Annotated in this window: 22 protein-coding genes and 4 pseudogenes; 11 read left to right on the forward strand and 15 right to left on the reverse strand. The window is 68.6% G+C overall.

The annotated features are described in order from the left end of the window. Positions 1 to 73: 73 nt before the first annotated feature. Positions 74 to 1,980 (reverse strand): annotated as a pseudogene (typA, locus tag BTZ20_RS19425) (translational GTPase TypA). A 289-nt stretch (positions 1,981 to 2,269) separates the two neighbouring features. Here typA and BTZ20_RS19430 point away from each other — a divergent pair. Continuing rightward, a complete protein-coding gene (locus BTZ20_RS19430; RefSeq protein ID WP_077042483.1) occupies positions 2,270 to 2,485 on the forward strand; it encodes a hypothetical protein in 216 nt (71 codons plus the stop codon). Between the two features lie 27 nt (positions 2,486 to 2,512). Here the strand turns inward: BTZ20_RS19430 and BTZ20_RS29225 are convergent, their stop codons facing one another. From BTZ20_RS29225 to BTZ20_RS19450, 4 genes are all read right to left on the reverse strand, one after another. Beyond that, complete coding sequence (locus BTZ20_RS29225; RefSeq protein WP_145982356.1) at positions 2,513 to 2,674, reverse strand: lipase family protein; 162 nt, start codon at positions 2,672 to 2,674, stop codon at positions 2,513 to 2,515. Beyond that, positions 2,671 to 3,723 (reverse strand): lipase family protein, encoded by a 1,053-nt coding sequence (locus BTZ20_RS29230; protein ID WP_145982357.1) that lies wholly within the window; start codon positions 3,721 to 3,723, stop codon positions 2,671 to 2,673. The genes BTZ20_RS29225 and BTZ20_RS29230 overlap by 4 nt, the downstream gene beginning before the upstream one ends. A gap of 101 nt (positions 3,724 to 3,824) precedes the next feature. Further along, positions 3,825 to 5,210, reverse strand: a complete 1,386-nt coding sequence (locus BTZ20_RS19445) for a lipase family protein (protein WP_083742758.1) — start codon at positions 5,208 to 5,210, stop codon at positions 3,825 to 3,827. A 210-nt stretch (positions 5,211 to 5,420) separates the two neighbouring features. Next, positions 5,421 to 5,837 carry a (deoxy)nucleoside triphosphate pyrophosphohydrolase gene (locus BTZ20_RS19450; RefSeq protein ID WP_077042486.1) on the reverse strand — a complete coding sequence of 139 codons (417 nt, stop codon included), beginning with the start codon at positions 5,835 to 5,837 and terminating at the stop codon, positions 5,421 to 5,423. A 15-nt stretch (positions 5,838 to 5,852) separates the two neighbouring features. Between BTZ20_RS19450 and BTZ20_RS19455 the strand changes: the two genes are divergently transcribed. Continuing rightward, positions 5,853 to 6,143, forward strand: coding sequence for a 4a-hydroxytetrahydrobiopterin dehydratase (locus BTZ20_RS19455; RefSeq protein WP_077043838.1), 291 nt, complete (start codon positions 5,853 to 5,855; stop codon positions 6,141 to 6,143). On the opposite strand, the gene BTZ20_RS19460 is transcribed toward BTZ20_RS19455, so the two are convergent. Further along, positions 6,085 to 7,347: a mannosyltransferase gene (locus BTZ20_RS19460; protein WP_077043839.1), complete on the reverse strand. Its 1,263-nt coding sequence runs from the start codon at positions 7,345 to 7,347 to the stop codon at positions 6,085 to 6,087. The two genes, BTZ20_RS19455 and BTZ20_RS19460, sit on opposite strands and share 59 nt — an antisense overlap. Before the next feature lie 361 nt (positions 7,348 to 7,708). On the opposite strand from BTZ20_RS19460, the gene BTZ20_RS19465 reads away from it, so the two are divergent. The 3 genes from BTZ20_RS19465 (at position 7,709) to BTZ20_RS19475 (ending at position 9,460) form a co-directional block, all read left to right on the forward strand. Next, positions 7,709 to 8,467 carry a hypothetical protein gene (locus tag BTZ20_RS19465; RefSeq protein WP_077042487.1) on the forward strand — a complete coding sequence of 253 codons (759 nt, stop codon included), beginning with the start codon at positions 7,709 to 7,711 and terminating at the stop codon, positions 8,465 to 8,467. An 81-nt stretch (positions 8,468 to 8,548) separates the two neighbouring features. Then, on the forward strand, positions 8,549 to 8,884 hold the full coding sequence (locus BTZ20_RS19470; RefSeq protein WP_077042488.1) for a hypothetical protein: 336 nt from the start codon (positions 8,549 to 8,551) through the stop codon (positions 8,882 to 8,884). A gap of 54 nt (positions 8,885 to 8,938) precedes the next feature. Beyond that, complete coding sequence (locus BTZ20_RS19475) at positions 8,939 to 9,460, forward strand: nuclear transport factor 2 family protein (protein ID WP_223263418.1); 522 nt, start codon at positions 8,939 to 8,941, stop codon at positions 9,458 to 9,460. A 172-nt stretch (positions 9,461 to 9,632) separates the two neighbouring features. Here the strand turns inward: BTZ20_RS19475 and BTZ20_RS19480 are convergent, their stop codons facing one another. Then, complete coding sequence (locus tag BTZ20_RS19480) at positions 9,633 to 10,871, reverse strand: MFS transporter (protein WP_077042490.1); 1,239 nt, start codon at positions 10,869 to 10,871, stop codon at positions 9,633 to 9,635. A gap of 82 nt (positions 10,872 to 10,953) precedes the next feature. Between BTZ20_RS19480 and BTZ20_RS19485 the strand changes: the two genes are divergently transcribed. After that, positions 10,954 to 11,439 (forward strand): hypothetical protein, encoded by a 486-nt coding sequence (locus BTZ20_RS19485; RefSeq protein WP_077042491.1) that lies wholly within the window; start codon positions 10,954 to 10,956, stop codon positions 11,437 to 11,439. 49 nt (positions 11,440 to 11,488) lie between these two features. Here BTZ20_RS19485 and BTZ20_RS19490 read toward each other — a convergent pair whose 3' ends face one another. Beyond that, positions 11,489 to 12,214 carry a DUF1906 domain-containing protein gene (locus tag BTZ20_RS19490; protein ID WP_077042492.1) on the reverse strand — a complete coding sequence of 242 codons (726 nt, stop codon included), beginning with the start codon at positions 12,212 to 12,214 and terminating at the stop codon, positions 11,489 to 11,491. Between the two features lie 244 nt (positions 12,215 to 12,458). Between BTZ20_RS19490 and BTZ20_RS19495 the strand changes: the two genes are divergently transcribed. The 3 genes from BTZ20_RS19495 to BTZ20_RS19505 all read left to right on the forward strand — a co-directional run bounded on the left by BTZ20_RS19495 (position 12,459) and on the right by BTZ20_RS19505 (position 14,412). Beyond that, positions 12,459 to 12,701, forward strand: a complete 243-nt coding sequence (locus BTZ20_RS19495; RefSeq protein WP_223263419.1) for a maltose regulon activator MalT — start codon at positions 12,459 to 12,461, stop codon at positions 12,699 to 12,701. Between the two features lie 147 nt (positions 12,702 to 12,848). After that, complete coding sequence (locus BTZ20_RS19500; protein ID WP_077042493.1) at positions 12,849 to 13,220, forward strand: PLD nuclease N-terminal domain-containing protein; 372 nt, start codon at positions 12,849 to 12,851, stop codon at positions 13,218 to 13,220. Positions 13,221 to 13,275: 55 nt separating this feature from the next. Continuing rightward, positions 13,276 to 14,412, forward strand: coding sequence for an NADH:flavin oxidoreductase (locus BTZ20_RS19505; protein ID WP_077042494.1), 1,137 nt, complete (start codon positions 13,276 to 13,278; stop codon positions 14,410 to 14,412). Between the two features lie 77 nt (positions 14,413 to 14,489). Here BTZ20_RS19505 and BTZ20_RS29235 read toward each other — a convergent pair whose 3' ends face one another. The 4 genes and pseudogenes from BTZ20_RS29235 to BTZ20_RS19530 form a co-directional block, all read right to left on the reverse strand. Next, on the reverse strand, positions 14,490 to 15,437 hold the full coding sequence (locus BTZ20_RS29235) for an antibiotic biosynthesis monooxygenase (RefSeq protein WP_077042495.1): 948 nt from the start codon (positions 15,435 to 15,437) through the stop codon (positions 14,490 to 14,492). Continuing rightward, entirely contained in the window at positions 15,434 to 16,096 is a 663-nt protein-coding gene (locus BTZ20_RS28395; protein WP_317616103.1) for a CBS domain-containing protein, read from the reverse strand. Before BTZ20_RS28395 ends, BTZ20_RS29235 begins: the two co-directional genes overlap by 4 nt. Before the next feature lie 3 nt (positions 16,097 to 16,099). Next, positions 16,100 to 17,504, reverse strand: a pseudogene (locus BTZ20_RS19525) (chloride channel protein); the annotation flags it as partial. A 65-nt stretch (positions 17,505 to 17,569) separates the two neighbouring features. Beyond that, entirely contained in the window at positions 17,570 to 18,286 is a 717-nt protein-coding gene (locus BTZ20_RS19530) for a CPBP family intramembrane glutamic endopeptidase (RefSeq protein ID WP_077042496.1), read from the reverse strand. Between the two features lie 120 nt (positions 18,287 to 18,406). On the opposite strand from BTZ20_RS19530, the pseudogene BTZ20_RS19535 reads away from it, so the two are divergent. Beyond that, positions 18,407 to 20,103 (forward strand): annotated as a pseudogene (locus BTZ20_RS19535) (fumarate hydratase). A 165-nt stretch (positions 20,104 to 20,268) separates the two neighbouring features. Continuing rightward, positions 20,269 to 20,889 (forward strand): hypothetical protein, encoded by a 621-nt coding sequence (locus tag BTZ20_RS19540; RefSeq protein ID WP_189636510.1) that lies wholly within the window; start codon positions 20,269 to 20,271, stop codon positions 20,887 to 20,889. Positions 20,890 to 20,905: 16 nt separating this feature from the next. Here the strand turns inward: BTZ20_RS19540 and BTZ20_RS19545 are convergent, their stop codons facing one another. The 3 genes and pseudogenes from BTZ20_RS19545 to htpG form a co-directional block, all read right to left on the reverse strand. After that, positions 20,906 to 22,264 (reverse strand): MFS transporter, encoded by a 1,359-nt coding sequence (locus BTZ20_RS19545; protein ID WP_077042497.1) that lies wholly within the window; start codon positions 22,262 to 22,264, stop codon positions 20,906 to 20,908. A gap of 35 nt (positions 22,265 to 22,299) precedes the next feature. Further along, entirely contained in the window at positions 22,300 to 22,650 is a 351-nt protein-coding gene (locus tag BTZ20_RS19550) for a hypothetical protein (RefSeq protein WP_077042498.1), read from the reverse strand. Between the two features lie 86 nt (positions 22,651 to 22,736). Beyond that, positions 22,737 to 24,682 (reverse strand): annotated as a pseudogene (htpG, locus tag BTZ20_RS19555) (molecular chaperone HtpG). Between the last annotated feature and the right edge of the window lie 280 nt (positions 24,683 to 24,962).

Raw genomic sequence — 24,962 nt, forward strand, 5'->3', positions numbered from 1 at the left:
ACGGCTGTAAACGCCTGTGCGCGGCTGACGGGTCCGCAGACTCGTCAACCGCGCACAGGCGCGAAGCGCAACTCTACAGCGCGGCCTTGTCGCGGGACTTGCTGCGCGAACGCTCGCGGGCGCGGTCGGTCTGCGACAGGTGCACCTTGCGGACGCGGACCACCTCGGGGTGACCTCGACGCACTCGTCGCCTGCACAGAACTCCATGGCGCCCTCGAGCTCGAGCTTGATCGGCTTGGCCAGGGTCTCCATCACGTCGGCGGAGGACTGACGCATGTTGGTCAGCTTCTTCTCGCGGGTGACGTTGATGTCGAGGTCTTCCTGACGCGGGTTGATGCCCACGACCATGCCCTCGTAGGTGTCCGCGCCGGGCTCGACGAAGAAGGTGCCGCGGTCGGCGAGCTGGATCATCGCGAACGGGGTCACCGAGCCGGTGCGGTCGGAGACGAGCGACCCGGTGTGGCGGGCGCGGATCTCTCCCGCCCACGGCGCGTAGCCGTGGAAGACGGCGTTGGCGATGCCGGTGCCGCGGGTCTCGGTGAGGAAGTCGGTGCGGAAACCGATCAGGCCACGCGAGGGAACGATGAACTCCATGCGAACCCAGCCGGCGCCGTGGTTGGCCATCTGGACCATCTTGCCCTTGCGGTTCGCCAGGAGCTGGGTGATGGCGCCGAGGTACTCCTCGGGGCTGTCGATGGTGAGCTCCTCGAAGGGCTCGTGCACCTTGCCGTCGACCTGACGGGTGACCACCTGCGGCTTGCCGACGGTCATCTCGAAGCCCTCGCGGCGCATCTGCTCGACCAGGATGGCCAGCGCCAGCTCACCACGGCCCTGCACCTCCCATGCGTCCGGGCGACCGATGTCGAGGACCTTGAGCGAGACGTTGCCGACGAGCTCCTGATCGAGACGCGACTTGATCATGCGGGCGGTCAGCTTGTGGCCGCTCACCCGGCCGACGAGCGGCGAGGTGTTGGTGCCGATGGTGACGGAGATGGCGGGCTGGTCGACGGTGATCCGCGGCAGCGCGACCGGGTTCTCCAGGTCGGCGAGGGTGTCGCCGATCATGATGTCGGGGAAGCCGGCGACCGCGACGATGTCACCGGCGACGGCGACCTCTCCCGGCTGACGCTCGACGCCGACGGTCTGCAGCAGCTCGGTGATCTTGGTCTTGGTGACGACGGGCTCGCCGTCGACCTCACGCATCCAGGAGACGGTCTGGCCCTTGCGGAGCTCGCCGTTGTGGATGCGGACCAGGGCCAGGCGGCCGAGGAAGGCGGAGGCGTCGAGGTTGGTGACGTGTGCCTGCAGCGGCGCGTCGACGGTGCCCTTGGGCGCCGGGACGTTCTCCATCAGGACCTCGAACAGCGCGTCGAGGTTCTCGGCGTCGGGGGCCTGGCCGTTCTCGGGCTGGACCTTGCTGGCCTTGCCCTCACGGCCGGAGGCGTAGAGCACCGGCAGGTCGAGGGCGAGCTCGGCGGCCTCGGCGGCCTCGTCGTCCAGGTCGGACGCCAGGTCGAGGAGCAGGTCGTGGCTCTCGGAGACGACCTCCTCGATGCGGGCATCGGGGCGGTCGGTCTTGTTGACGACCAGGATGACGGGCAGCGAGGCGGCGAGCGCCTTGCGGAGCACGAAACGGGTCTGCGGCAGCGGGCCCTCGGAGGCGTCGACGAGCAGCACAACGCCGTCCACCATGGACAGGCCGCGCTCCACCTCGCCACCGAAGTCGGCGTGGCCGGGGGTGTCGATCACGTTGATGACCGTGACCGAACCGTCCTCGTTGTGCTTATGCACGGCGGTGTTCTTCGCGAGGATGGTGATGCCCTTTTCGCGCTCCAGGTCACCGGAGTCCATCACGCGGTCGACCAGTTCGGCACGCTCGGCGAAGGCGCCGGACTGCCGGAGCATGGCGTCGACGAGGGTGGTCTTGCCATGGTCGACGTGTGCGACGATGGCAACATTGCGGAAGGTGGTGCTGGGCACGCTGCGGTCTCCTGGCTGGCTTGATTCAGCCACGCGAAACCTAGGCTCGCACGGCTCGGGCGGCCGCGTCGCGAATGCGAATCCATCAGCACAGGACGACCTGTGCAGGCATTGCGGCCAGCTAGATACTACCCGCCCGCGGCAATTCCGCCGAAAACGAGTTGTGAATCACCCTGGATCTGCTACTCGGCGATCTACCCGGACCGACCGACGAGGCCGCCATCCCGACCGCGGCACGCGCCTGCGCCTGGCCGATTCGTGAGGGCAAGCTAACCTCGGGTAGGCCGGGATGATCCGGTATCCGACCGGGCAGGAGGGCCGTGCCGACATGGGCAAGGTCAAGGCGAAGAAGGTCTCGAGCCTCAAGCCGAAGAAGAAGTGCTGCCGCAGCAAGACGCGATGCCTCAAGTGTCCCGTCGTCATCATGCGGATGAAGAAGCTCGAGAACGAGGGCGTCACGGGCAAGGACCTGAAGAAGGGGCTCAAGAAGGCACGCGCCTCCTGAGCCCCTTCCCCTCGCGCGCCGTCTAGATCAGCAGTTCGGCGTGGTCGGACGGCCGACGACGCGGTCGTCGAGCCACTTGTAGGCGGGCGGCATCCCGACGAACGCCCCACCGACATGATCGACGCCCAGTCCTGGCGCGTACTGGACGTCGACCCCACGGTTGCAGTACTCGCGGACCACTCCGGTCATCCCCAGTCCGGGATCAGCACGTCCTTGGTGTCGTGGAAGACGAACAGCGGCATGTCCGGCGTGGCGGCGGTGCGTGCCAGCGAGTTCTCCTCGATGACGGCCTCGACGCTCGGGATGGTGAGGATGTCGCCCACCTTCGAGTACTGGGCGAGGCTGATGCCCTTGGTCTTGCCGAGCAGGTCCGTCAGGCACCCGTCGGTCAGCGTCTTGGCGAACTCGATCCCCTCGGGGGTGAGGTAGTCCTGCGGCCTGATCTTGTCCGGGTACTCCCTCGACAACCCGAGCAGGGTGCCCCAGGCGGTGAAGCCGACGGCCGGCTGTTTCTCGCTGAGCCCGGCCAGGTCGCCGGGGACCCCGCCCTCGGCGACACCGATGACGTTGAGTTCCGGCGCGTAGGTGGCCTTCTGCTCGGCCGCCCATGCGGTGGCATGGCCGCCGCCCGAGTAGCCGTACATGACGACCGGCGCCTGCGAGAGCCCAAGCGGCTCAAAGCGTTGCGCGGCACGAATGCCGTCGAGCACGCCGTGTGCGGTCTGTCGTCCGGCAATCCATGCCATCTCGGGGCCCTGGTAGTCGGAGGCGACGACCGCGTAGCCGAGCGCGAGCATCGGAGAGATGAGGGCCAGGTCCTGGGACTTGCCCGCGGGCAGGGTCACCGAGGGGTTGCACGCCAGACCGAGGGCGTCCATCGCCTGCTGCTGGGAGAGCAGCGGGCGGGCCCCCGGTCCGGTCCACGGGCGGTCGGGGACCATCACCGTCGCCGTCGTGGTCACCGGCGCCCCGAACGAATCGGTGGTGCGGTAGAGCAGTTGGGTGGTCTTGACCACCGGCCACGGAGTGTTGGCCGGGAAGCGGACCTCCACCGGGCGGCTGCGGATCACGTCCCCGTTCGCGTACCCCGACAGATCACCGGGACCCTGAAACCAGTTGTCCACCAACGGCGTCGGACCGGCCAGCGGTTCGGCCGCCGCTGAGGGGGTCACCCCCAGTGTCAGCGCGGCGGCGCAGGCCACCACCAAGCCGAGAATTGCTCTCGTCGATCGCCCCATGGCTGATGCCTTCCCCTCGATTCGCCGATGAACGCTACCAGCGGGCAGCGGAAACGACTGGGGCCGCCGGTTTCCCGACGGCCCCAGTCAGTTATCGGTTGTCACGCGCAATTGTTCGGCGCCTGCTTGTGTGCAAACCGGTCATCGGTGTAGTCCATCAGCTCGTTCCAGTGGTTCATGCTGACGTCGACGTGACCACCGGGGACCCGCCGGCAATCGACCGTCACACCCGCGGCGCAGTACTTCCCGACCATCGCCGTGGTCGACTCCACGGGCACGATGCCGTCCTCGGTGCCGTGCACGATCAGCAGCGGCACCTCCGGGATCTGCCCCGGCCTGGCGGCCTGGTTCTTCTCGCCGACCGCGACGGCCTTGGGCCAGTGCGGAATCGGATCGTCCGACTCCGGCCAGTGGGTGAGGCTCTGGAGCGTGCGCGTTCCGTACCCGTTCGGACCCGTGCCGAGACCGTCACCGAGCATGCAGGCGTCACCGAACTGCTTGACGACCTGCTTGCCCTCTTCGGTGAAGAACCCGTTCGGGTCCGCCTCCTCCGGGTACTCGCGGAACAGCGCGACGACCGCCGCCATGTAGAAGAACGAGGTGCCCTTCCCGTTGTTCTGACGCCCGGTGGCCAGGATGTCCAGCGGCGGGCCTGCCATCGCGGCGCTGATCACGTTGAGCTCCGGTGCATATGTCGGGGCGAGCTGAGCACCCCACGCCGTGGCGTGTGCGCCACCGGACTGACCGACGAGGGCCACCTCCGTGTCGGCCGCGAGCCCGAGATGGCTCTCGGTCGCGCGGATACCGTCGAGCACCGAATGTCCTTCGGTGTTACCGGCGATGAAGGAGGACAGCGGGCCGTTGTGGTCAGGCGCCGACACCGTGTAGCCGCGCTTGAGCGCCTCCTGCAGGAACGGCACCGCCACCGTCAGGGTGGTGATCGGATTGCTGTCGTTGAACAGCACCGACGGCTGGCATTTCATGCCGAGGCTGTTGGTCGCGTGCTGATACGACAGCAGCTTGCCCGCGCCGACGCCACACTCTCCGCCGCCGCCGAGCGAACCGCCGGCTGACCCGAGCAGCGTGCCGATCGAACCGGACGACCCCGCGCCGCCGCATTCGGGCGTGAACACCGAGGTCACCGCGAGGATCGGCTTGTCCTGCGAGTTGGTGGTCTTGTATGCGAGCTGCCTTGCCTTGCCGCCCACGATCGGGATCGGCCGAACATCGCGCTCGCGGATGATCGCGCCGTTCGGCAGCGAGGCGAGATTCGCGGGTGGGGAGTAGAAGGCGTCCTTGAATCCGGCGCCGCTGCTGCCGAGTCCGGCGAGACTGCCGCCGCCCCCGGCGAAGTCGCTGTTCTGTCCGTACAGCCAGTCAAGGCTGGGGTCACCGGTGGGATTGGATGGCGTCTGGGCGTTCGCAATTCCCGGGGCCGCGATCGCGACTGCGGCCGCCGCGGCGACCACCGCCGATCTTCGTATCATCGTGGAGAGTGTTCTTGTTCGCACCGTTCACACACCTTTCATTGGCGGGCCGGAAGCTCAAAAATCACTGCCTTGAGACACTTTTCACGGTCTGCACTGGGCCTGTGTGAGACCGCAGCCGAAACCTAGCACCCGTCCAGGTCGATCATGATCATTTCGAAACCATCCGAAATGGAAAGGGTCTGACGCGGTTCCGACGCTGTGCGCGACTCACCCCGCGTGCAGCACCGCCATCAACTCCGCCAGCCACGCCCTGTCGTTCGGCACCAGATCGGCGGCGGCGAGCTCCGGCCCGGTCACCCAGCGCACCGCGGAATGTTCCAGCGCTGTCGGGGTCCCGTCGCACAGTGACACCAGGTAGGCGCGCAGGACCATGCCCTTCGGCAGCGGCACGTCCACTCCGATCCGATCGCCGACCACGGTGTCCACCCCCAGTTCCTCGCGGAGCTCGCGGCGCAGGCCCTGTGCCGGGGTCTCCCCCGGCTCGATCTTGCCGCCGGGCAGCTCCCACATGCCGGCCAGTTCCGGCGGCGCGACCCGCTGCGCGAGCAACAGCCGACCGCCCGCGATGATCGCCGCCGCCGCGACCTCTCGCACCGCATTCGTTTCCGCCCGGGCTTCATGCATGGCACCATCATTGTCATGGCCGAGTTGCTGTCGGACGCCGAGGTCGAAGCCGCGCTGGGATCGCTGCCCGATTGGCAGCGCGCGGGCGACTCGATCACCCGAACACTGAAGTGCCCGACCTTTCCCGCCGCCATCGCGCTGGTCGATCGGGTCGCGGCAGCCGCCGAGAGCCGCAATCACCACCCGGACATCGACATCCGCTGGCGCACGCTCACCTTCACCTGCGCCACCCATTCCATGGGCGGGATCACCGATCTGGACGTGGGCCTTGCGCAGGAGATCGATCGTCTGGCTGCCGAAGGCTGAGCCGTCCGGCGTAGATCACCCAGGCGTAGAACGCGACGGCGCCCACCACGTTCACGGCGCCCAGCCAGGCCAGCACGGCAGGCCTGGAGATCAGCCAGATCGAGTCCTGGAAGAAGGACAGCACCCACGGCACCCCGACGATGGTCGACGCCAGCCAGCAGCCTGCAAGGATCTTCGACCCCAGCCGCTCCGCCAGCGGTCCGTGCACGAGCCAGATCAGCATCGGGATCAGCCATACCCAGTGGTGCGACCACGAGATCGGCGAGATCAACAGCCCGAAGAGCTGCACCACGACGAGGGTGCCGAGCCTGTCGTCGGCCCCGAGCGCCCGCCAGGCGAAGAAGGCGAGCAGTGCCGCGACCGCCACCGCGACCAGCCACGGCCAGCCGCTCTCGACGTCATGGCCGAGTACCCGACTCAACGCGCCGCGCGCCGACTGGTTCCACACCGACCCGACCGGGCCGATGCGGGATGCATCGCCGAGCAGGTGTTCGAAATACTCGCGCGCCGACGGGCCGATCGTGAGGTAGCTGACCGCCACCGTCAGCCCGAAAGCGACCGCGGAGAAGACGGCGGCCTTCCATCGCCTTCGCGCCACGAAATAGAGGCCGGTGATCGCGGGCGTGAGCTTGATGCCCGCGATGAAGCCGACCAGCCCGCCCGCGATCCACCACCGGGTGCTGCGGACGGCGACCATAGCGCCGAGCACCAGGAACACGTTGACCTGCCCGTAGTCGAGCGTGGTGCGAACCGGCTCGGTCCAGATCCCGACCGCCGTCCAGGTCAGCGCGATCGCGGTCCAGCGGGGTTCCCTCGCCGCCGCGCCGTAGATCAGTTCCAGGCTGATCCGGATCACCAGGAACAGCGCCGCGATGGTGAGCAGCGTCCAGCACACCCCCACCACAGGGAAGGGCAGGTAGTGCAGCGGGAAGAACACCAGCGCGGCGAACGGCGGGTACGTGAACGGGAGCGGAAAGTCCGGGGTCAGCTCGGCGTAGGTGAAGTCGTAGAGGTTGTCGCTGAGGAGCGCGGCCGAGCCGTCCACATAGACGTGCAGATCGACCAGGTTCATGCCGTTCGGGCTCAGGAGCACCCATGCCATCCGCACCGCGACGGAGACCGCCAGCAGCAGCGGGGCGAAGCGAAGGATCGATGCCGACCGGCTATCGGTGCGAGCATCCCGGGTCTGGGGTGCGGGTGGCATCTCGGACACGTCTCGCGTTCTCCCGTGTGGTGTGGGCCGACGGGTGGAACCCGAAGCGTTCGACAGCGAGCCTAACGGCAGCCGCGTCGGCCGCTGAACCTCCCCGAAAATTGTGGATAACAGTTGCATCAACAATCTCAATTTTCACTCTAGTCACACGATATGGTCACCGGGCAAGCATCATCCGGCCAGCATTGCCATAGACTCCCGACCCGGAGTCACTCTCGGGTGACAAAGAAATAACAGGGTTGTCTCGGCTAGCGCTGTACAACCGCCTGATGGCCTGCATAGAGTGGCCCCTCGTTACCGCTGGGGGCCTGCAGGCCAACCGACGCTTGAAGAAAATAAGGATGGGACGACTGTGCTTCGTACGCGAGGACCGCGCAGAACGATCACCGCGCTAGCGATAGCCGCGGCCGCTGCCTTGGCTGCTCCGACCAACGCTGTGGCGCAGCCCGCGCCCGTGCTCCCGGAAGGCCTCAACATCGAGGCCCTGGCCTCGCTGGCACCGGCCATCATCGGTGCCGCCGCAGGCCCGTCCGACATCGCAGGCGGACCGCAGGCAGACCTGCTCGCCCAGGCGAAGGCGCTGCTCGAGTCCTCCAACCTGCCCGAGTCGACCAAGGCGACCCTCGCCAAGGTCATCACCTTCCTCGACGGCAGCGGCGGCGGCGGCCCCGAGCTCCCGCCGGAGAGCGGCCCCGTGATCGCCCAGTTCCTCTACCCGACCCTCGGCAAGGGCTGCATCTCGGCCACCGCCGACTCGGTGGGTACCGCGCTGGCAGTCCCCGGCCCCGCGCACCTGCCCCCTCCGGGACCGAAGGCCGGCCAGGCCGGGTTCGTCTTCACCGCGCTGGGCACCAAGAAGCCCGCCGACGTGCAGCCGGTCCCGCTCACCGTCAGCTGGGTCAACATCGACAACCAGAAGTCGGCGACCCAGAACCTGACGTCCGAGTCGAAGATCAACCCGGACGGACCGGCCACCCTGTCCGCCATCGCCGACACCGGCCGCGGCCGCGTTCTCGCGGTGATCTCCGGTTCCCTCACCACCCAGGCCGAGGGCGCCGCGCCGATCACCTGCAGCTTCCTGCCGACCGTCGGAATGGTTGTCGTTCCGTAAGTCACCAGCCATCCCAGAAGGGCCCTTTCGCATCGCGAAGGGGCCCTTCTGCTTTGCCCGGCCCTGTGGTAAACCTCAGCGATGGCCTCCGTACCGCATTCGGTGAAGTCCGTGCACTCGCGACGCTCGATCCTGTCCATCCGATCCGAGGGCTCCATCCTCTCGATCGGCTCGGCCTACTCGATTCTCTCGATCGGCAGCGTCGGCTCGATCCTCTCGATAGGCTCCATCGGCTCGGCCGGTTCCGCCCTGTCCTCCGCCTCGTTCGGCAGCCTGGGTTCGGCGCTGTCCGGACTTTCGAAGTGGTCGGTGCTGTCCTGGCGAGCCGACACCACGAGCCCGAGCGACCGCCCGCTGCATGTGCTGGCGGAAGAGCCCGGACTCGCGGTATCGCCGATGTCGCACACCCAGACCTGAGCCGCATTACCCAGAAACTGACAGCCGCACAACACGATTCGACGGAGGATGCACGTGACCGAGGCGGACAAGACCGACAACCGGACGTGGACGAGGGCCGAACTGGAGTCGGCCTTCGAGGGCTACCAGCGCACCGTTGAGAAGGCCACCGCGACGGGCGACTGGAACCTCTTCGCCGACATGTTCACCGAGGACGCCACCTACATCGAGCACGCATATGGGAACTTCAGTGGCCGGGAACAGATCCGGGAGTGGGTGGTGCGGACGATGACGAGCTTCCCCGGCAGCCACATGACGGAGTTCCCCGCGGCCTGGTACACGATCGACGAGGAGCGCGGCTGGGTGATCTGCGAGATCCGAAACCCGATGCGCGATCCCGGCGACGGCACGCTCCACGAGGCCTCGAACCTGACGATCCTGCACTACGCGGGCGACGGGCTGTGGTCCTGCGAGGAGGACGTCTACAACCCGATGAAGTTCCTGAAGATGGCCAAGAAGTGGTGCCGCGCCGCGGAATCGTCCGGAGGACTTCCGGACGAGGCCCGCGCGTGGCTGTCCGCGGTCGGCGGCGCCTAGGGCGCGTCGCGCACTAGGGGTTCTGCGGTTCCTGCGGGGCCACGGATCCGCTCGACACGCGGTCGTAGATGTTCGCCGCGAGGGCGTACAGGATGTTGATGATCGGTTCCACGTCTGTCCTCTCTCGAAATGGTCCCGCTGACGGTACCGGCAGCGGGACCGACCTGCTGTGCTACACGCGGTCGTGTCGGCCTGCCCGCGCGGCCGCGCCCCACAGCCTGGCCACGTACCCCACCAAGCCGATCACCATGCCCACCGCCGCGACCGCGGTGAATCCGGCCGACGGTCCTGCACGGTCGACCATCGCACCGGCGAGCGGCGAACCGACCGCGCCGCCCAGGGTGAACGAGGTCCCCTGCCATCCCATCGCCTCGCCCCGCCGGTCCTCCGGAACCAGGTCTGCGATCGCCTCGCCCGTCGCCGCCATCACCGGCGCGCAGAACAGCCCGGCAGGGATGGCGAGTGCCGCCAGCGTGAAGGTCGAGGTGGCGAAGGCCATCGGAAGCGTGAACAGGCCGAGCAGGAACAGCAGTAGCGCCGGGCTCACCGGGCGGTGCATCGCGCCGTAGATCAGACCGCCGACGATCGAGGACGCGCACCAGAAGAAGAACACCACACCGAGGGACTGCACCTCCCCGCTCGCCCGGAGCGCGGCCAGGATGCCGACGTCCGTGCCAGCCAGGATCAACGTGGCACCCGCCGAGGCGGCGAACACCCCGACAGCGGCGGCGGTGAGCCAGCCGGGGCGCGTCGCGGCGCTCATGGCGGCGGCCGTCGCGTCGTCGACCGCGGGTGCGACCGCCGACTCGGCACCGGCCGCGACGGCGATCTGGCTGCGGGTCGGCGGGTTGAACCACATCAGGAACAGCCCGGCCACCACGACGGACGCGCCGATCGCGATGAGGGTGACCCTGGTGCTGAAGTGGGTGCCGAGAAAGACCCCGGTCGCCGGGCCGACGATGAACACCAGCTCGGTGCCGATCGAGTCGAGCGCGTACGCGGTCCGCCGATCCGCCTCGCCGACGAGCACGCTGATGCTCTGGCGGACCACCGTGAAGATCGGCAGCGCGAAGGCCCCGCAGACGAAGGCGACCGGGATCAGCGCCTCAAAGGGGACGAAGGCGGCGATCGGCCACAGCACGCCCTCGGCGATCACGGAGGGCAGCAAGGTTCTTCGCAGCCCGATCCGGTCGATCAGCCGGCCGCGCCAGGGCGAGCCGACCGCGATGCCGATGGTCAGCGCCGCCGCCGCGAGTCCCGCGGCCGCGTATCCCCGACCGAGGGTCTGCACGACGTGCAGGGTGAGTATCAGCCCGGCCGCGGAGTGCGGCAGCCGCGCGATCATCCCGACCAGGATCAGCCTGCGCACCGGCCGGCGTGCCAGCAGTGCGGCGTAGCGACCGATACCCATGCGAGAAGTCTGTCATCGAGTCGTGATCGGACTGCGCTCGTCTTGCTCCGAATCCCCCGCCGTCGCGGCTAGGCTCGACCGCATGAGAAAAGCAGCAGCAGTGCTCGCCGCCTCCACCGCCGCCCTCGCGCTCGCCCTCACCGGCTGTAGTTCCGACGAAGCCAGCGACAACGCCCAGACCGCCAAGGACAAGGCATCGGCCGCGATGTCGTCCGCCGCCGGTGCCGCAGAGGGCGCGATGTCGTCCGCCGCCAACGCCGCGGAGGGCGCCATGTCCTCGGCGAATGCCGCGGCCAGCACCGCAGCCTCGAAGGCAAGGGGTGCCCTGGACAGCGCGAAGGTGGCGACGTTCACCGCGGCGTTCAAGGTCGCGAATCCCGATCTGGCCGAGGGCCGCGACGACGACGCGATCGAAGACATCCTCGCGCAGACCTGCGCCGACATCGACGCAGGCCAGTCCGAGCAGGAGATCGTCGCCGGCCTCGAGACCAGGGCCGAGAACAACGGCGTCAAGGCCACCCCGGACCAGGCACAGCAGATCTACAACATCGCCAAGCCGGCCTGCTGATCATCTGACCGATCGCCGTGCCCGGGCGTGCCCGGGGCACGGCGTTCGGTCAGGCCAGCGACCACTGGCCGTAGTCGGCCTTGAGGATCGCGTTCAGGTCGATGCCGACACCGTCGACGGCTCGCTTGTCGATCTCGTACTGGTGCAGATGCGCCTCGGGGTGCACGAATCCCGAGGGCGTGCCCCAGTTGTGCTGCCAGTAGAACGCACCCAGGCCCTCGGCCACCAGCAGATCGAGGGTCGGGGAGTTCGCGTAGACGCCCGTGTTCTCGTGCCCGACAACCGATTCCCAACCCTGGATGTATGGGGCGATCAGCTCGGTGAAGTCGTCCTCGCTCGGGTTGTCGTCGATGGAGGCGTAGATGGGCCGGTTCTCCGGACCGCCCGCGGCCAGGTGCAGCTCGAGTCCGCGCTCGGCATGCTCCACCCCTGCCTCGAATCCGCCGCGCCAGTCCGCGGTGTCCGCCTTGCCGAACTGGTAGCAGGAGACGACCTCCAGCCCGGACTCGGCTAGCGCCGTTGCCTCCGCCTCCAGCATCGGCTTGCCCTCCATCCACTCCGCCCCTGGCCGACGGTCCGAGACGTAGCGGATGGCACCGACGTGTCCGGCGGCGAGGATGGCCTCCGCGGACGGAACCCCGCCCGCGTAGTCGATCAGGGTGCCGAGGTTCGGGGATGCCTGCGCGAGCAGGGAATTGGATCCGAGCGCCGTGACGCCAAGAGCGGCGGATCCGGCGGCCACGTACTTGAATAGTTCTCGACGGGAAACCTGCACGACGCCCTCACATCACTGATTGCTGTCGTCACCGGCACGCCCCGACTGCCGACGAGGGGCCACGGTGACCTGGGTGGTTCGGCCATTCCATCACAATCACTCTGGTGTCGCCAGTCACATTAGTATCTCCAGCAACATCTGTTGCGGCGTCGCCGCAGCGTATCGGCCCTTCGACGCCGAATCGGGACGCCCGCCTGGTGTCGATCGGCGGTAACGTCTGACCTGTCCGCACAACTTCTCCCGGATGGGACTCGAGGTCATGGGCAATCAGACGTGGTGGGTCATCGCTCCCGAAAGTGGATTCGCGTTCGAGCAGCGCGCCAACGGCGACATGGTGGTGGTCGACGAATCCGCGGCCGAGGAACACGTCCTGCACGGCTATGAGTGGATGCACGTCAAACACCCCGACACCACCGAGCAGAGAATCAAGGTCCACGGCGAGGGCCCGCCGCCCTTCGGTAAGTGGATCGTCCTCGACGAGGGATGACGGGGATCACAATCTGAGCAAAGCTCACGAATCGGCGCCCGCAACACATATTCTCCCCGCGGGGTCATCCCGGCACAGCAGCCATGCGCGCGCGGCCGGGTGACGCGGCGCAACAGGGCGCGGTGCTGGACTGGGGAGGACATTTTCATGCCGTACGCGGCTTTCGGACTCGTGATGATGGCGCTGTGGATCTTCTGCATCGTCGACGTGCTCACCTGTGAGGACCACGAGGTACGCCACCTCCCCCGGATCGGCTGGATCCTGATCGTGCTGTTGATCCCGACAGTCGGCTCCCTGCTGTGGCTGATCCTCGGCCGCCCACAGGGCGCGCGACCGCAGCGCGGGCGACCGCACCCCTCCGCCTACAGCGAGTACGACCGCCCTGGCAGGCAGCTCCCGCAGAATCCCGACGACGACGAGGCCTTCCTGCGCCAGTGCCGAGAGCGGGCCGAGGAACAGCGCCGGATCGCCAAGCAGCAGCGGGTCGAACGCGAGAGCCGCGAGCGCGACCTCGACTAGCCGGGCGTCGACCACCCCTGGAATAAGTTGCGCCTGCATGTAGTTACCCAGGGTCATGACCGAATCACACGTCCCCCTGCCCGTCGACGGACTCTTCGAACCGTTCGCGGTCAAGTCCCTGACCCTGAAGAACCGTTTTGCGATGGCCCCGATGACGCGGGGCTTCTCGCCGGACGGGATCCCGGGCGCGGACGTGGCGGAGTACTACCGCCGTCGCGCCGCGGGTGGGGTCGGCCTCATCATCACCGAGGGGACCTACATCCCTGACCCGGCCGCGGGCCCGCACACCCGGGTGCCGCACCTCTACGGCACCGAGAGCCTGGCGGGCTGGCGCGGCGTGGTCGACGCCGTGCACACGGAGGGCGGTGCGATCATCCCGCAGCTCTGGCACCTCGGGGTCGAGCGCGGCGAGAACCCCCACCTCAACCCGGAGTCGACCACGGTCAGCCCCTCCGGCCTCGCGCTCGACGGCTCGCCGGTCGGGCGGGCGCTGACGACGGGCGACCTCGACGACCTGCGTGAGGCCTGGGTCGCGGCCGCGGTCAACGCGAAGGACATCGGATTCGACGGCATCGAACTGCACGGCGCGCACGGCTACCTGCTCGACGAGTTCCTCTGGGCGGGCACCAACCAGCGCTCGGACGGTTACGGGGGCTCGCTGCAGTCGCGGACCCGGTTCCCCGCCGAGGTGGTCGCGGCCATCCGCGCGGCGGTCGGCGAGGACTTCGCCATCGTCTACCGCTTCTCCCAGTGGAAGTCGAACCACTACGACGCGCGCATCGCGCAGTCACCCGCGGAGCTCGAGCAGGTTCTCGACCCGCTGGTCGCCGCCGGTGTCGACGTGCTGCACGCGTCCACCCGCAGGCACTGGGAACCCGCGTTCACCGAACTCGATGGCTCCGACGGGAAGCTCGGCCTGGCCGGGTGGACGAAGAAGCTCTCCGGGCTGCCGACGATCACGGTCGGCTCCGTCGGACTCGACAAGGTGTTCACCACGGCGTTCTCCCCCGACGGCGCCTCGAACACCGTCGGCATCGACCGCGTGCTCGAGCAGTACGAGAATCAGGAGTTCGACCTCGTCGCCGTCGGACGGGCGCTGCTCGCCGACCCGGAGTGGGTGAACAAGCTGCAGGCCGGGCGCGTCGACGAGCACGTGCCATACGCCAACGAGCACCGCGAGGTGCTGCGCTGAGTTGAGCCGCCACGAACGGGCGGTTTCCCGCTCCGTCACCCGACGGATGCCAGGGAAACCGCCCGTTCGCCGGACGCTCAGTCCATGTAGTCCCAGAACTGCAGCCAGTGCACCGTTGCGAACGTGGTCAGCGTCGCCGTGTAGACGACCGCGACCGCGAACGCCCCGATCAGCCCCACGCGCGGCCCTGCGCCGTCCACGGGATCGAGCCAGCGCCGGAACCACCGGGTGACCGCGGGCATCAGCAGCCAGGTCATCAACCCGACGCTGACGATCTGGCTGAGCCACATCGACAGCCAGGGCGGCACGCCCCACTCGTTCAGCACCGGGCCGAGGAATCGCGAGAGGGTCATCACGGTCGGGTAGAGCACGAGCAGGATCAGCATCGCCGTGCGCCACTGCGGCGTGATCCGCGTCGTGCCGTCCTGCACCCGCAGGATCGACCCGAACGGTGTGCTCCTCGCGACCACTGAGAAGTCCTCCGACAGCTGCGAGCGGAGCTCCGGAAGCGCCTCGGTGCGCTCCTTCGAGCGCATCCAGGCCGCCAGCTGGCGATCGGTGCGGAACCGGAGCACCGACATCCAGGTGCCCGAACCCGCAGGCCGCAGCACCGTGGTGCCCTCGAACCCCGAGAAGGTGGCGATCAACGCGGACAGTCGCACCTGCGTCGCCTCGAAGGCCCCTTCGCGCCCCAGCGCCACCGGGTGCTCGAAGACCGCGGTTCCTGGTGGCAGACAACCCTCGAGCAGGATCAGGTCCGAGCTCGCGCGCCGGAATCCCATGCTCTCCCCCGTCGCGATCAGCCCCGCCCGCCCGGCCGAGTCCAGCCAGCGGTGCAGGTGCTCCTCGGAGTCGAACGTCACCGACACCGCCCAGTCCAGTTCGGGCGCCTCGTACGCGGCGACCCTGGCGTCGACGAAGCCGTCCGCGTCCCGCGCGGCGACGCCCATGCTGTCGGCCCACCCGGCGAAACCGGCGACATCGGGTGTCCGGTGGAACACCGTCACGGCGGTCGCGGCGCTCATCGGTCACCTCCCGCGGAGTCGCCCTCGACAAGCAGTCGGACCGACTCGCTCTGTTCGGGCGGAACCAGGACGGTGACGAGGTCGCCTGCGCGCAGCCGGGTCGCGGCGGTGCCTGGGAGCACCGCGTCGCCCCGCCGCACCGAGACCACCAGCGACCCCGCGGGAAGGGCCCTGTCCGCCAGCCGTTTTCCCAGTACGGGCGAGTCTTCGGCCGCGCGCACGTCCAGCACCTCGACGTGCGTCCCGACCCGCTCCACTCGCCGCTGCTCGGCCATGACCTCGATCCGATAGCCGTGGACGACGTCCGGCACCCCGACGATGCCGCACACCCGCCGTTGCCCGTCGAGCACGGTTAGCCACCGGGTCTCGTCCGGCATCGCCTCCAGCGCCTCGTCGAGGGTCGCGGTGACGTCGACCGTCGGCGCCCCGGCATCGGCGCGCCGCGCGAGGGTCGCATCCGGAGCAGCGGTCGCGAGTTCCGACGGCGAGACCGCGCCGATGAAACGCCGCTCGCCGTCGACGACGGGCGCCCCCGGCACTCCCGCAGCTCGCAATCGCGCCAGCGCGTCGGCGACGTCGGTGCCGCCGCCGAGGACCAGCCGCGGGGGCGACATCGCCTCGCCGACGCCGACCCGGCCCAGCAGCGGCATCCCCGCCATCAGCCGCGCCGCGCGAGCGTCCTCGCGGGTGCCCAACTGGGCCCGGTAGATCGTCTCACCGGAGCGACGAACGATGAGGTAGGCCAGCCCGACCGCGACCATCGCGGGCGTGAGGATGGTGAGGCTGCCGGTCATCTCGGCGACCATCAGCATCACCGCGATCGGCGCGCGGGCGATGCTGCCGAAGCAGGCCATCATCCCGACGATGACGAACGGCGCGGGCGAGTCCGGGACCGCGGGCGCGATCGGTTCGAGGAGCCGCCACACCGCCGCGCCGGTGAAGGCGCCGATCACCATGCCGGGCCCGAAGATGCCACCCGATCCTCCGGTCCCGATCGAGAGCGAGGTGGCCAGGATCTTCGCGATCGGCAGCACGAGCACCACCCAGAGCGGGATCGCCAGCAGACCCGTCCGGTCCAGCGACTGCTGCACCCAGCCGTATCCGCTCCCGAGCACCTCGGGCAACGCCAGGGCCATCAGGCCGACCAGGAGTCCGCCGATCGCCGGCTTGAGGATCCGGCTGCAGCGCACCCGGTCCGATATCGCGACGGTGCCGTAGAACGTCCTGCTGTAGAGCAGCCCGACGAGCCCCCCGAGCACGCCGATGGCCGCGAACCACACCAGCTGCAGAGGGTCGTCGAACCGGTAGTCGGCCGCGGCGTAGCCGAAGAGCGGCGCGAAGCCCAGCAGGGACCCATAAACCGTGTAGCCGACGATCGAGGTGATCAGCCCCGGCACCACCGCGTCGAACTCGAAGTCGTCCCGGTAGGCGATCGACCCGGCGAGCAGGGCGCCGCCGAGCGGGGCACCGAAGATCGCGCCGATGCCGGATCCGATGCCGACCGCGACGGCGACCCGACCGTCCTTCGGCGACAGGTCGAGGGTGCGCGCGAGCAGGGAGCCGAACCCGGCGGAGATCTGGGCGGTCGGGCCCTCGCGTCCACCTGAGCCGCCCGAGCCGATCATGATCGCCGAGGCGACGAGCTTCACCAGCACCGCGCGCATGCGGATCATCCGCGGGTTCCTGTGGATCGCCTCGATGGCCGCGTCGGTCCCGTGTCCCTGCGCCTCGGGGCGAAGGTGAACACGATGACCCCGGAGGCCAGCCCGCCAAGGCAGACGACGATCGGGATGGCCCACGGGCGGGTCGAGTCGCCGCTGCCTGCTCCGCCGCCGTCCCCGCGGCCTCCGGCGGCGTGTAGCCGCCGAGCACGCCGAGCAGCAGGTGGGTGGCCTCGGAGAGCGCGAGGTAGAAGACCACGGCACCGAGCCCCGCGATGATGCCGATGGCGGTGCCGAGCACCAGCCATTTCTTCAGGTAGCTCGCGTGCTTCACCCAGCGACCCGCGGCGGTCCCGGCCGAGCGCAGCCCTGTCGCCGCGAGAAGCCGGCGATCGCCGGCCGTCATACTCGGCAAGCGTAGTCAGCGTCGACGCACGCCGACGGCTGTTTGACCTGGGTGTCCGCCCGAGGTCAGGCTACGGACATCTGCCACACCACGGCGGCGGCGAGCGCGCCTGCCCCGTTCAGCGACCAGTGCAGCGCGATCGGTGCGATGAGGCTGCCGCTGCGGCTGCGCAGCCAGGTGAAGACGAATCCCGCCGCGGCGGTGGCGAGCACCGCCCCCGCGATCCCGAGCACCTGCCCCCACACCCCACCGCCGAGGATCCCGGTGAGCCCGCGGTTCCCGCTCGTCAGCCCGAGCGACGACGCGATGTGCCACAGGCCGAACAGCAGCGACCCCGCGGCGAACACCCCGCGCGCACCCCATGCGCGATCCAGGGTGCCGTGCAGCACCCCCCGGAACGCGAGTTCCTCCGGGATCACCGTCTGCAACGGGATGACGATCATCGACGCGATCAGCGCGCCCGAGATGGTGGCGTAGCGATCAGCCATGAAGAACGGCCGGGTGATCGGGAGCAGGGCCCCGATCGCGACGACCGCGACGACAACCCCGACCGCGGCGAGCGCGTAGATCGACCCGGTGCGCCAGTGCCGCCGCGACAGGCCCAGCTCCGACCAGCCCAGACCGCGGCGGCGGATCATGGCGACCAGCACGATCGCGGCGATCGGCACGGTGGCGATGCTCGCCCAGGCATTGGTGAAATGTGCGATCAGGTTGGTTCCCACCAGGACCAGCACCACGACGGCGACGTCGAGGTAGGCGTGCAGCCTGGGGTGGGTGTGCATCTCGTCAAGTGTACGGACCGCCCGCGCGGGCGACAGGCTCGTTCCCGCCCCCGGATCGGGGCGCGGGAGCAGCGCCGCTAGCCTGAACGTGCATCGCACGCCCCGTGTACAGGAGAGATGATGGCCGACTTCCTCTATGAGGACCTGCTGCCGATCGGTGACGACAACACCGAGTACCGGCTGCTGACCACCGAGGGGGTGTCCACCGTCGAGGGACCGGACGGGCGCACCTTCCTGAACGTCGAGCCCGAGGCGCTGCGGCTGCTCACCGAGACCGCACTGCACGACATCTCGCACTACCTGCGCACCGACCACCTGACGCAGCTCGCGAGCATCCTCGACGACCCGGAGGCCTCGAACAACGACAAGTTCGTGGCGCTCGACCTGCTCAAGAACGCGAACATCGCCGCGGCGGGCGTGCTGCCGATGTGCCAGGACACCGGCACCGCCATCGTCATGGGCAAGCGCGGCCAGCAGGTCCTCACCCCAGGGGACGACGAGCAGGCCATCTCGCGCGGCGTCTACGACGCCTTCACCAAGCTGAACCTGCGGTACTCGCAGATGGCCCCGGTGACCATGTGGGACGAGAAGAACACCGGCAGCAACCTGCCCGCGCAGGTCGAGCTGTACGCGGACACGGCCAAGGGCCACGAGAACTCGTACAAGTTCCTGTTCATGGCCAAGGGCGGCGGCAGCGCCAACAAGTCCTACCTGTTCCAGGAGACGAAGGCGATCCTGAACCCGGACTCGATGATGCAGTTTCTCGAGGCCAAGATCCGCTCGATCGGTACCGCGGCCTGCCCGCCGTACCACCTCGCGATCGTCGTCGGCGGCACGTCAGCCGAGTTCGCGCTCAAGACGGCCAAGTACGCGTCCGCGCACTACCTCGACGAGCTGCCCTCCGAGGGCGCGATCACCGGCCGCGGTTTCCGTGACCACGAGCTCGAGAAGAAGGTCTTCGAGCTCACCCAGAAGATCGGCATCGGCGCGCAGTTCGGCGGCAAGTACTTCTGCCACGACGTCCGCGTCGTCCGGCTCCCCCGCCACGGTGCCTCGCTGCCCGTCGCGATCGCCGTCTCCTGCTCGGCGGACCGCCAGGCGAAGGCGAAGATCACCCCCGAGGGCATTTTCCTCGAGCAGCTCGAGTTCAACCCTGGCCGTTTCCTGCCCGAGGTCACCGACACCCAGCTCGACGCCGAGACCGACGGCATCTCGGGCACCGGCAAGGGCGCCGCGGTCAAGATCGACCTCACCAAGCCGATGCCCGAGATCCTCGCGGAGCTGTCCAAGCACCCGGTCAAGACCCGGCTGTCGCTGACCGGCCCGCTGGTCGTCGCGCGCGACATCGCGCACGCGAAGATCAAGGAACGTCTCGACGCGGGCGAGGAGATGCCGCAGTACCTCAAGGACCACCCGGTGTACTACGCCGGTCCGGCCAAGACCCCGAGGGTCTCGCGTCCGGCTCGTTCGGCCCCACCACGGCCGGCCGGATGGACTCGTACGTCGAGCAGTTCCAGGCGGCGGGCGGCTCGATGGTGATGCTGGCCAAGGGCAACCGGTCCAAGCAGGTCACCGACGCCTGCGACGCGCACGGCGGCTTCTACCTCGGTTCCATCGGCGGGCCGGCCGCGCGGCTTGCGCTCGACTGCATCAAGAAGGTCGAGGTCATCGAGTACGAGGAGCTCGGCATGGAGGCGGTCTGGAAGATCGACGTCGAGGACTTCCCTGCCTTCATCGTGGTCGACGACAAGGGCAACGACTTCTTCGCGCACACCGGCGAGGTCACCCTGACGGTGGGCAAGCGTCCCGGCCTGTGAGCTGAGACGACACGACCCGAGGCCCGGCGGAGCTCACGCTCCGCCGGGCCTTTGTCGTTTCGATCCACCATTGCCATGCGCACCCGGTGGGAGGAGGGTGAGGCATGGAGGGGGGTTGACCGGTGGCGCCCGCCGGGTGCTGCCTCGAGAACAAGGAGGTGGATCGTGTTTGCACGCTCAACCACTATCCAGGCCCACCCGTCGTTCATCGACGCGGGAATCAAACATATTCGCGACACGGTGATGCCTGCACTCGCCGAACTCGAGGGCTGCGCGGGACTGTCCCTGCTGGTCGACCACGACACCGGGCGGTGCATCGCCACCAGCTCCTGGATGGACGAGGAATCGCTGCGCAGGAGCGAGGGGCCCGTCCTGCAGCTGCGCGACGAGGCCGCCAAGGTCTTCGGCGGCACCACCACGGTCGAACGCTGGGACATCGCGGTCCTGCACCGCGACCACCATTCGGGCCACGGGGCGTGTGTGCGGGCCGTGTGGCTCAAGCTCGAGCCGGGCCGGATGGACCACGCCATCGACGTCTACAAGATGGTGTCCATGCCCGCGATGGAGGACCTCGAGGGGTTCTGCAGCGCCAGCCTGCTCGTCGACCACGCGGCCGGACGTGCGGTGTCCTCGGTGACCTTCGACAGCCACGAGGCGATGGACAACAATCGCGAGCTGGCCCAGGAGATCCGAGCGGCAGCGGTCCGCGAGATGGGCGGCGAGATCCTCGAGGTGTGCGAATTCGAACTCGCCATCGCCCACCTGCACGTACCTGAGATGGCCTGAGAGGAGGCCGGGTTCGTCAGCGCTCGGCCAGCGCCTGACCCTTGAGTTCGGGCAGCGCGAGGGTCGCGGCCGCGGCGAACCCGAAGGACACCGCGAACACCCCGAACACCAGTCCGTTGACGCCGGTCAGCAGCCACGGCACGATCAGCGGCGCGATGATGGACGCGATCCGTCCGAAGGCCGCCGCCGCGCCGGTGCCCGCTCCCCGCACCGTCGTGGGGTAGAGCTCCGGACCGATCGCGTACAGCGCGCCCCACGCGCCGAGATTGAAGAACGACAACGCCATACCCGCCGCGACGATCTGCGTCGGTGAGTCCGCCAACCCGAACAGGCCTGCGGCGACCGCGGATCCGAGGAGGAAGGTCGCCAGGGTGCCGCGGCGGCCCCACGCCTCGATCAGCCAGGCCGCCATCGCGTACCCGGGCAGCTGGGCGAGGGTGATGATCAGCGTGTACTGGAAGGACTTCACCAGGTCGAAGCCCTGCGCGAGCAGCAGGCTCGGTAGCCAGATGAAGGCGCCGTAGTAGGACAGGTTGATGCAGAACCAGATCGCCCACAGGGCGCCCGTCCGCCTGCGCAGCCGCGGCGACCAGATCGACTCGACGACGGTGTCGTCGGCAGGCTGATCCGGTCGCCCCGCCCCGGGCTCGGTCGAGGTGTGGGGCGCGGTCGCGGTCCGCTGCGCCCGGCGGATCGGCGCCGACTCCTCGAAGGACCGCACGGCCGCCTCGGCCTCGGCATACCTGCCGCGGCCCTCGAGGAAGCGCACCGATTCGGGCAGGCCCATCCGGACCACCACCGCGTAGGCGGTCGGCACGATGCCGACCGCCAGCGCCCAGCGCCAGCCGTCGTCGGAGAGCGGGATCACGAAATAGCCGATCAGGGCGGCCAGGATCCAGCCCACCGCCCAGAACGCCTCGAGCGCAACCACCATGCGGCCCCGCTGCTTTCGCGGCGCGTACTCGCTGACCAGGGTCGACGCGACAGGCAGCTCGGCGCCGAGCCCGAGCCCGACCACGAACCGGAGCGCGATGAGCACCGCAAGCGACCCCGCGAGCGCGGTGGCACCGGTGGCGAGCCCGTAGACGAGCAGGGTCGCCGCGAACACCTGCCTGCGACCGATCCGGTCCGCCAGCAGCCCACCGACGCTGGCCCCGATGGCCATCCCGACGAAGCCGATCGAACCGACCCAGGACAGCTGTGTCCTGCTCAGGTCCCAGTGCACGGCCAACGCGGCCATCACGAACGAGATGAGGCCGACGTCCATCGCGTCGAGCGCCCAACCGATCCCGGAACCGACCAGCAACCTGCCGTGCCGACGGGTGAACGGGAGCTCGTCGAGTCGCTCTGTGCGGGTTCTGGTTTCGGGTCTCACCGAGATGACCTACCTGGAGCCGTGCCTGCCCCCGGCTACGTCCAGAGCGCGGCGATCAGAGCGGTGATGATCGCGAGCACCCCGGCCGCGTGCGCCAGGTTCGGGTTCGCCTCGCCCCGCTTCTGCTTGGCCCGACCGATCTCGGCGAGCGCGACCACCACGAGTGAGAGCACCAGCTTGGTCGCGATCTTGGCGGTGATGTACTCCTTGTCCAGCGCACCCTCGCCGATCCCGACGATGATCAGTCCGGTCAGGAACTGGATCCGGGCGCCCCACACCATGACCTCGGACACCCGCGGCTCCGCCAGCACGGCGAAGTAGCCACCGACGATGGCGGCCATACCGAGCAGGTGGATGGCGACGAAGACGTTGTATACGACAGACATACCCGCACTGTATCCGCCGGAACGCAGGAGCGCCGCGCCGATTCGCTATCCCACGAGATCGGCGCGGCGCGTCGGCAACCGCGGGTCTAGACCGTTCGAGCCAGTCGGTCGGCGAGCATGCCGGTGAACCGCGCGGGGTCGTCGAGCTCGCCGCCCTCGGCGAGCAGCGCCATCCCGTAGAGCAATTCGGCGGTCTCCGCCAGCGCCGGATCGTCGGCGCGGTCGGTCTGGGCCGTCCGCAGCGCCGCCACGAGAGGGTGCTCCGGGTTGAGCTCGAGGATCCGCTTGGTGGGCGGGAGCATCTGACCCGAGGCGCGGTACATCTTCTCCAGGGTCGGCGACATGCTGAACGCGTCACCGACGATGCACGCCGGGGAGGTGGTCAACCGGGTGGACAGCCGCACCTGCTTGACCTGCTCGCTGAGCGCCTCGGTCATCCAGGTGAGCAGGCCCGCGAAGTCCTTCTCCTTTTCCTCGCGCTCGGACTCGCTGGCCTTCTTGTCTTCCTCGGTGTCGAGGTCGACCTCTCCCTTGGCGATGGACTGGAAGACCTTGCCCTCGTATTCGGGCACCGCGCCGACCCACATCTCGTCAACGGGATCGGTCAGCAACAGCACCTCGAGGCCGCGGGCTCGGAACGCCTCCATGTGCGGCGAGCTCTCGAGCAGCTGCCGCGTCTCGCCCGTCGCGTAGTAGATCTGCTCCTGCCCGTCCTTCATACGCGCGAGGTAGTCGTCCAGCGTGGTCGGCTCGTCCTCGCTGTGGGTGGACGCGAACGACGAGATGCCCAGCAGCGCATCGCGATTGTCCGTGTCGGACAGCAGGCCCTCCTTGAGCACGCGACCGAACTGGGTCCACAGGGTGCGGTAGTCCTCGGGGCGTTCGGTCTGGATGTCCTTGATGGTGGACAGCACCTTCTTGGTGAGCCTGCGCCGGATGGCCCGGATCTGGCGGTCCTGCTGCAGGATCTCGCGCGAGACGTTGAGCGAGAGGTCCTGTGCGTCCACCACACCCTTGACGAAGCGCAGGTACTCGGGATCAGCTGGTCACAGTCATCCATGATGAACACGCGCTTGACGTAGAGCTGCACGCCGGTCTTGGCGTCGCGCTGGAAGAGGTCGAACGGCGCGTGGGTGGGGATGAACAGCAGCGCCTGGTACTCGAAGGTGCCCTCCGCCTTCATCGCGATGGTCTCGAGCGGCTCGTCCCATGCGTGCGCGATGTGGCGGTAGAACTCCTGGTACTCCTCGTCGGAGACCTCGTCCTTCGAGCGCGCCCACAGCGCCTTCATGGAGTTGATCGTCTCGGACTCGACGGTCACCGTCGCCTCGGCGCCGTCCTCGCCAGGCACACTGCGCGCGACGTCCATCCGGATCGGCCACGCGATGAAGTCGGAGTAGCGCTTGACCAGTTCCTTGATCTTGTACTCGGAGGTGTAGTCGTGCAGGTGATCCTCGGCGTCCTCGGGCTTGAGGTGCAGGGTCACGGAGCTGCCCTGCGGCGCGTCGTCGACCGTCTCGATCGTGTAGGTTCCCTCGCCGCTCGACTCCCAGCGAGTCGCCTGGCTCTGGCCCGCGCGGCGGGTCAGCAGGGTGACCTTGTCCGCCACCATGAAGGTCGAGTAGAAGCCGATGCCGAACTGCCCGATCAGCTCTTCTGAAGCGCCCAATGCCCCGGCGGCGGCCGCGTCTTTGGCCTCGCGCAGCTTGCGACGCAGATCCGCGGTGCCGGAGCGGGCCAGCGTGCCGATCAGGTCCACGACCTCCTCGCGGGACATGCCGATGCCGTTGTCGCGCACGGTCAGCGTGCGTGCCTGCTTGTCCACCTCGATCTCGATGTGCAGATCCGAGGTGTCCACGTCGAGATCCTTGTCGCGAAACGCCTCAAGGCGTAACTTGTCCAGCGCATCCGAGGCGTTGGAGACCAGCTCGCGGAGGAAGGAGTCCTTGTTCGAGTAGACCGAGTGGACCATCAGGTCCAGCAGCTGACGGGTTTCCGCCTGGAATTCGAGCTGCTCAACGTGCGCGTTCAATCCGATTCCCTTCGACAGCCGAGGCCCTCAATGTCGGGTCCTCGACACCTGATTCGTAGTCGAATATAACGCCGACCCCGAGGCAGCCCGTCTGGGCATCACCCACACGACACCCGACCCCGGACATGCGTGAGGCCCGGTGGAGCGCACGCTCCACCGGGCCTCACGTGAGGTTGTGTGTGGTCCTTACGGTCCGACGGCCAGCAGGGTGGCCAGGTTCGCGGCCTCGGCCGGTCCGACGTAGGGAACCAGCGCATCATAAATGTAGGTCGACATCTGG

It is taken from the genome of Rhodococcus sp. MTM3W5.2, from assembly GCF_001984015.1.
GTDB lineage: Bacteria > Actinomycetota > Actinomycetes > Mycobacteriales > Mycobacteriaceae > Rhodococcus_G > Rhodococcus_G oryzae.

Bases quoted from the DNA above. Each gene is read 5' to 3' on its own strand.
- BTZ20_RS29225 (WP_145982356.1), bottom strand. From the start codon at position 2,674: ATGACCGGAGTGGTCCGCGAGTACTGCAACCGTGGGGTCGACGTCCAG.
- BTZ20_RS19455 (WP_077043838.1), top strand. From the start codon at position 5,853: ATGGCCGAGTTGCTGTCGGACGCCGAGGTCGAAGCCGCGCTGGGATCG.
- BTZ20_RS19480 (WP_077042490.1), bottom strand. From the start codon at position 10,871: ATGGGTATCGGTCGCTACGCCGCACTGCTGGCACGCCGGCCGGTGCGC.
- BTZ20_RS19500 (WP_077042493.1), top strand. From the start codon at position 12,849: ATGCCGTACGCGGCTTTCGGACTCGTGATGATGGCGCTGTGGATCTTC.
- BTZ20_RS19430 (WP_077042483.1), top strand. From the start codon at position 2,270: ATGATCCGGTATCCGACCGGGCAGGAGGGCCGTGCCGACATGGGCAAG.
- BTZ20_RS19505 (WP_077042494.1), top strand. From the start codon at position 13,276: ATGACCGAATCACACGTCCCCCTGCCCGTCGACGGACTCTTCGAACCG.
- BTZ20_RS29230 (WP_145982357.1), bottom strand. From the start codon at position 3,723: ATGGGGCGATCGACGAGAGCAATTCTCGGCTTGGTGGTGGCCTGCGCC.
- BTZ20_RS19445 (WP_083742758.1), bottom strand. From the start codon at position 5,210: ATGATACGAAGATCGGCGGTGGTCGCCGCGGCGGCCGCAGTCGCGATC.
- BTZ20_RS19495 (WP_223263419.1), top strand. From the start codon at position 12,459: ATGGGACTCGAGGTCATGGGCAATCAGACGTGGTGGGTCATCGCTCCC.
- BTZ20_RS28395 (WP_317616103.1), bottom strand. From the start codon at position 16,096: ATGGCGGGGATGCCGCTGCTGGGCCGGGTCGGCGTCGGCGAGGCGATG.
- BTZ20_RS19485 (WP_077042491.1), top strand. From the start codon at position 10,954: ATGAGAAAAGCAGCAGCAGTGCTCGCCGCCTCCACCGCCGCCCTCGCG.
- BTZ20_RS29235 (WP_077042495.1), bottom strand. From the start codon at position 15,437: ATGAGCGCCGCGACCGCCGTGACGGTGTTCCACCGGACACCCGATGTC.
- BTZ20_RS19550 (WP_077042498.1), bottom strand. From the start codon at position 22,650: ATGTCTGTCGTATACAACGTCTTCGTCGCCATCCACCTGCTCGGTATG.
- BTZ20_RS19460 (WP_077043839.1), bottom strand. From the start codon at position 7,347: ATGCCACCCGCACCCCAGACCCGGGATGCTCGCACCGATAGCCGGTCG.
- BTZ20_RS19530 (WP_077042496.1), bottom strand. From the start codon at position 18,286: ATGCACACCCACCCCAGGCTGCACGCCTACCTCGACGTCGCCGTCGTG.
- BTZ20_RS19450 (WP_077042486.1), bottom strand. From the start codon at position 5,837: ATGCATGAAGCCCGGGCGGAAACGAATGCGGTGCGAGAGGTCGCGGCG.
- BTZ20_RS19470 (WP_077042488.1), top strand. From the start codon at position 8,549: ATGGCCTCCGTACCGCATTCGGTGAAGTCCGTGCACTCGCGACGCTCG.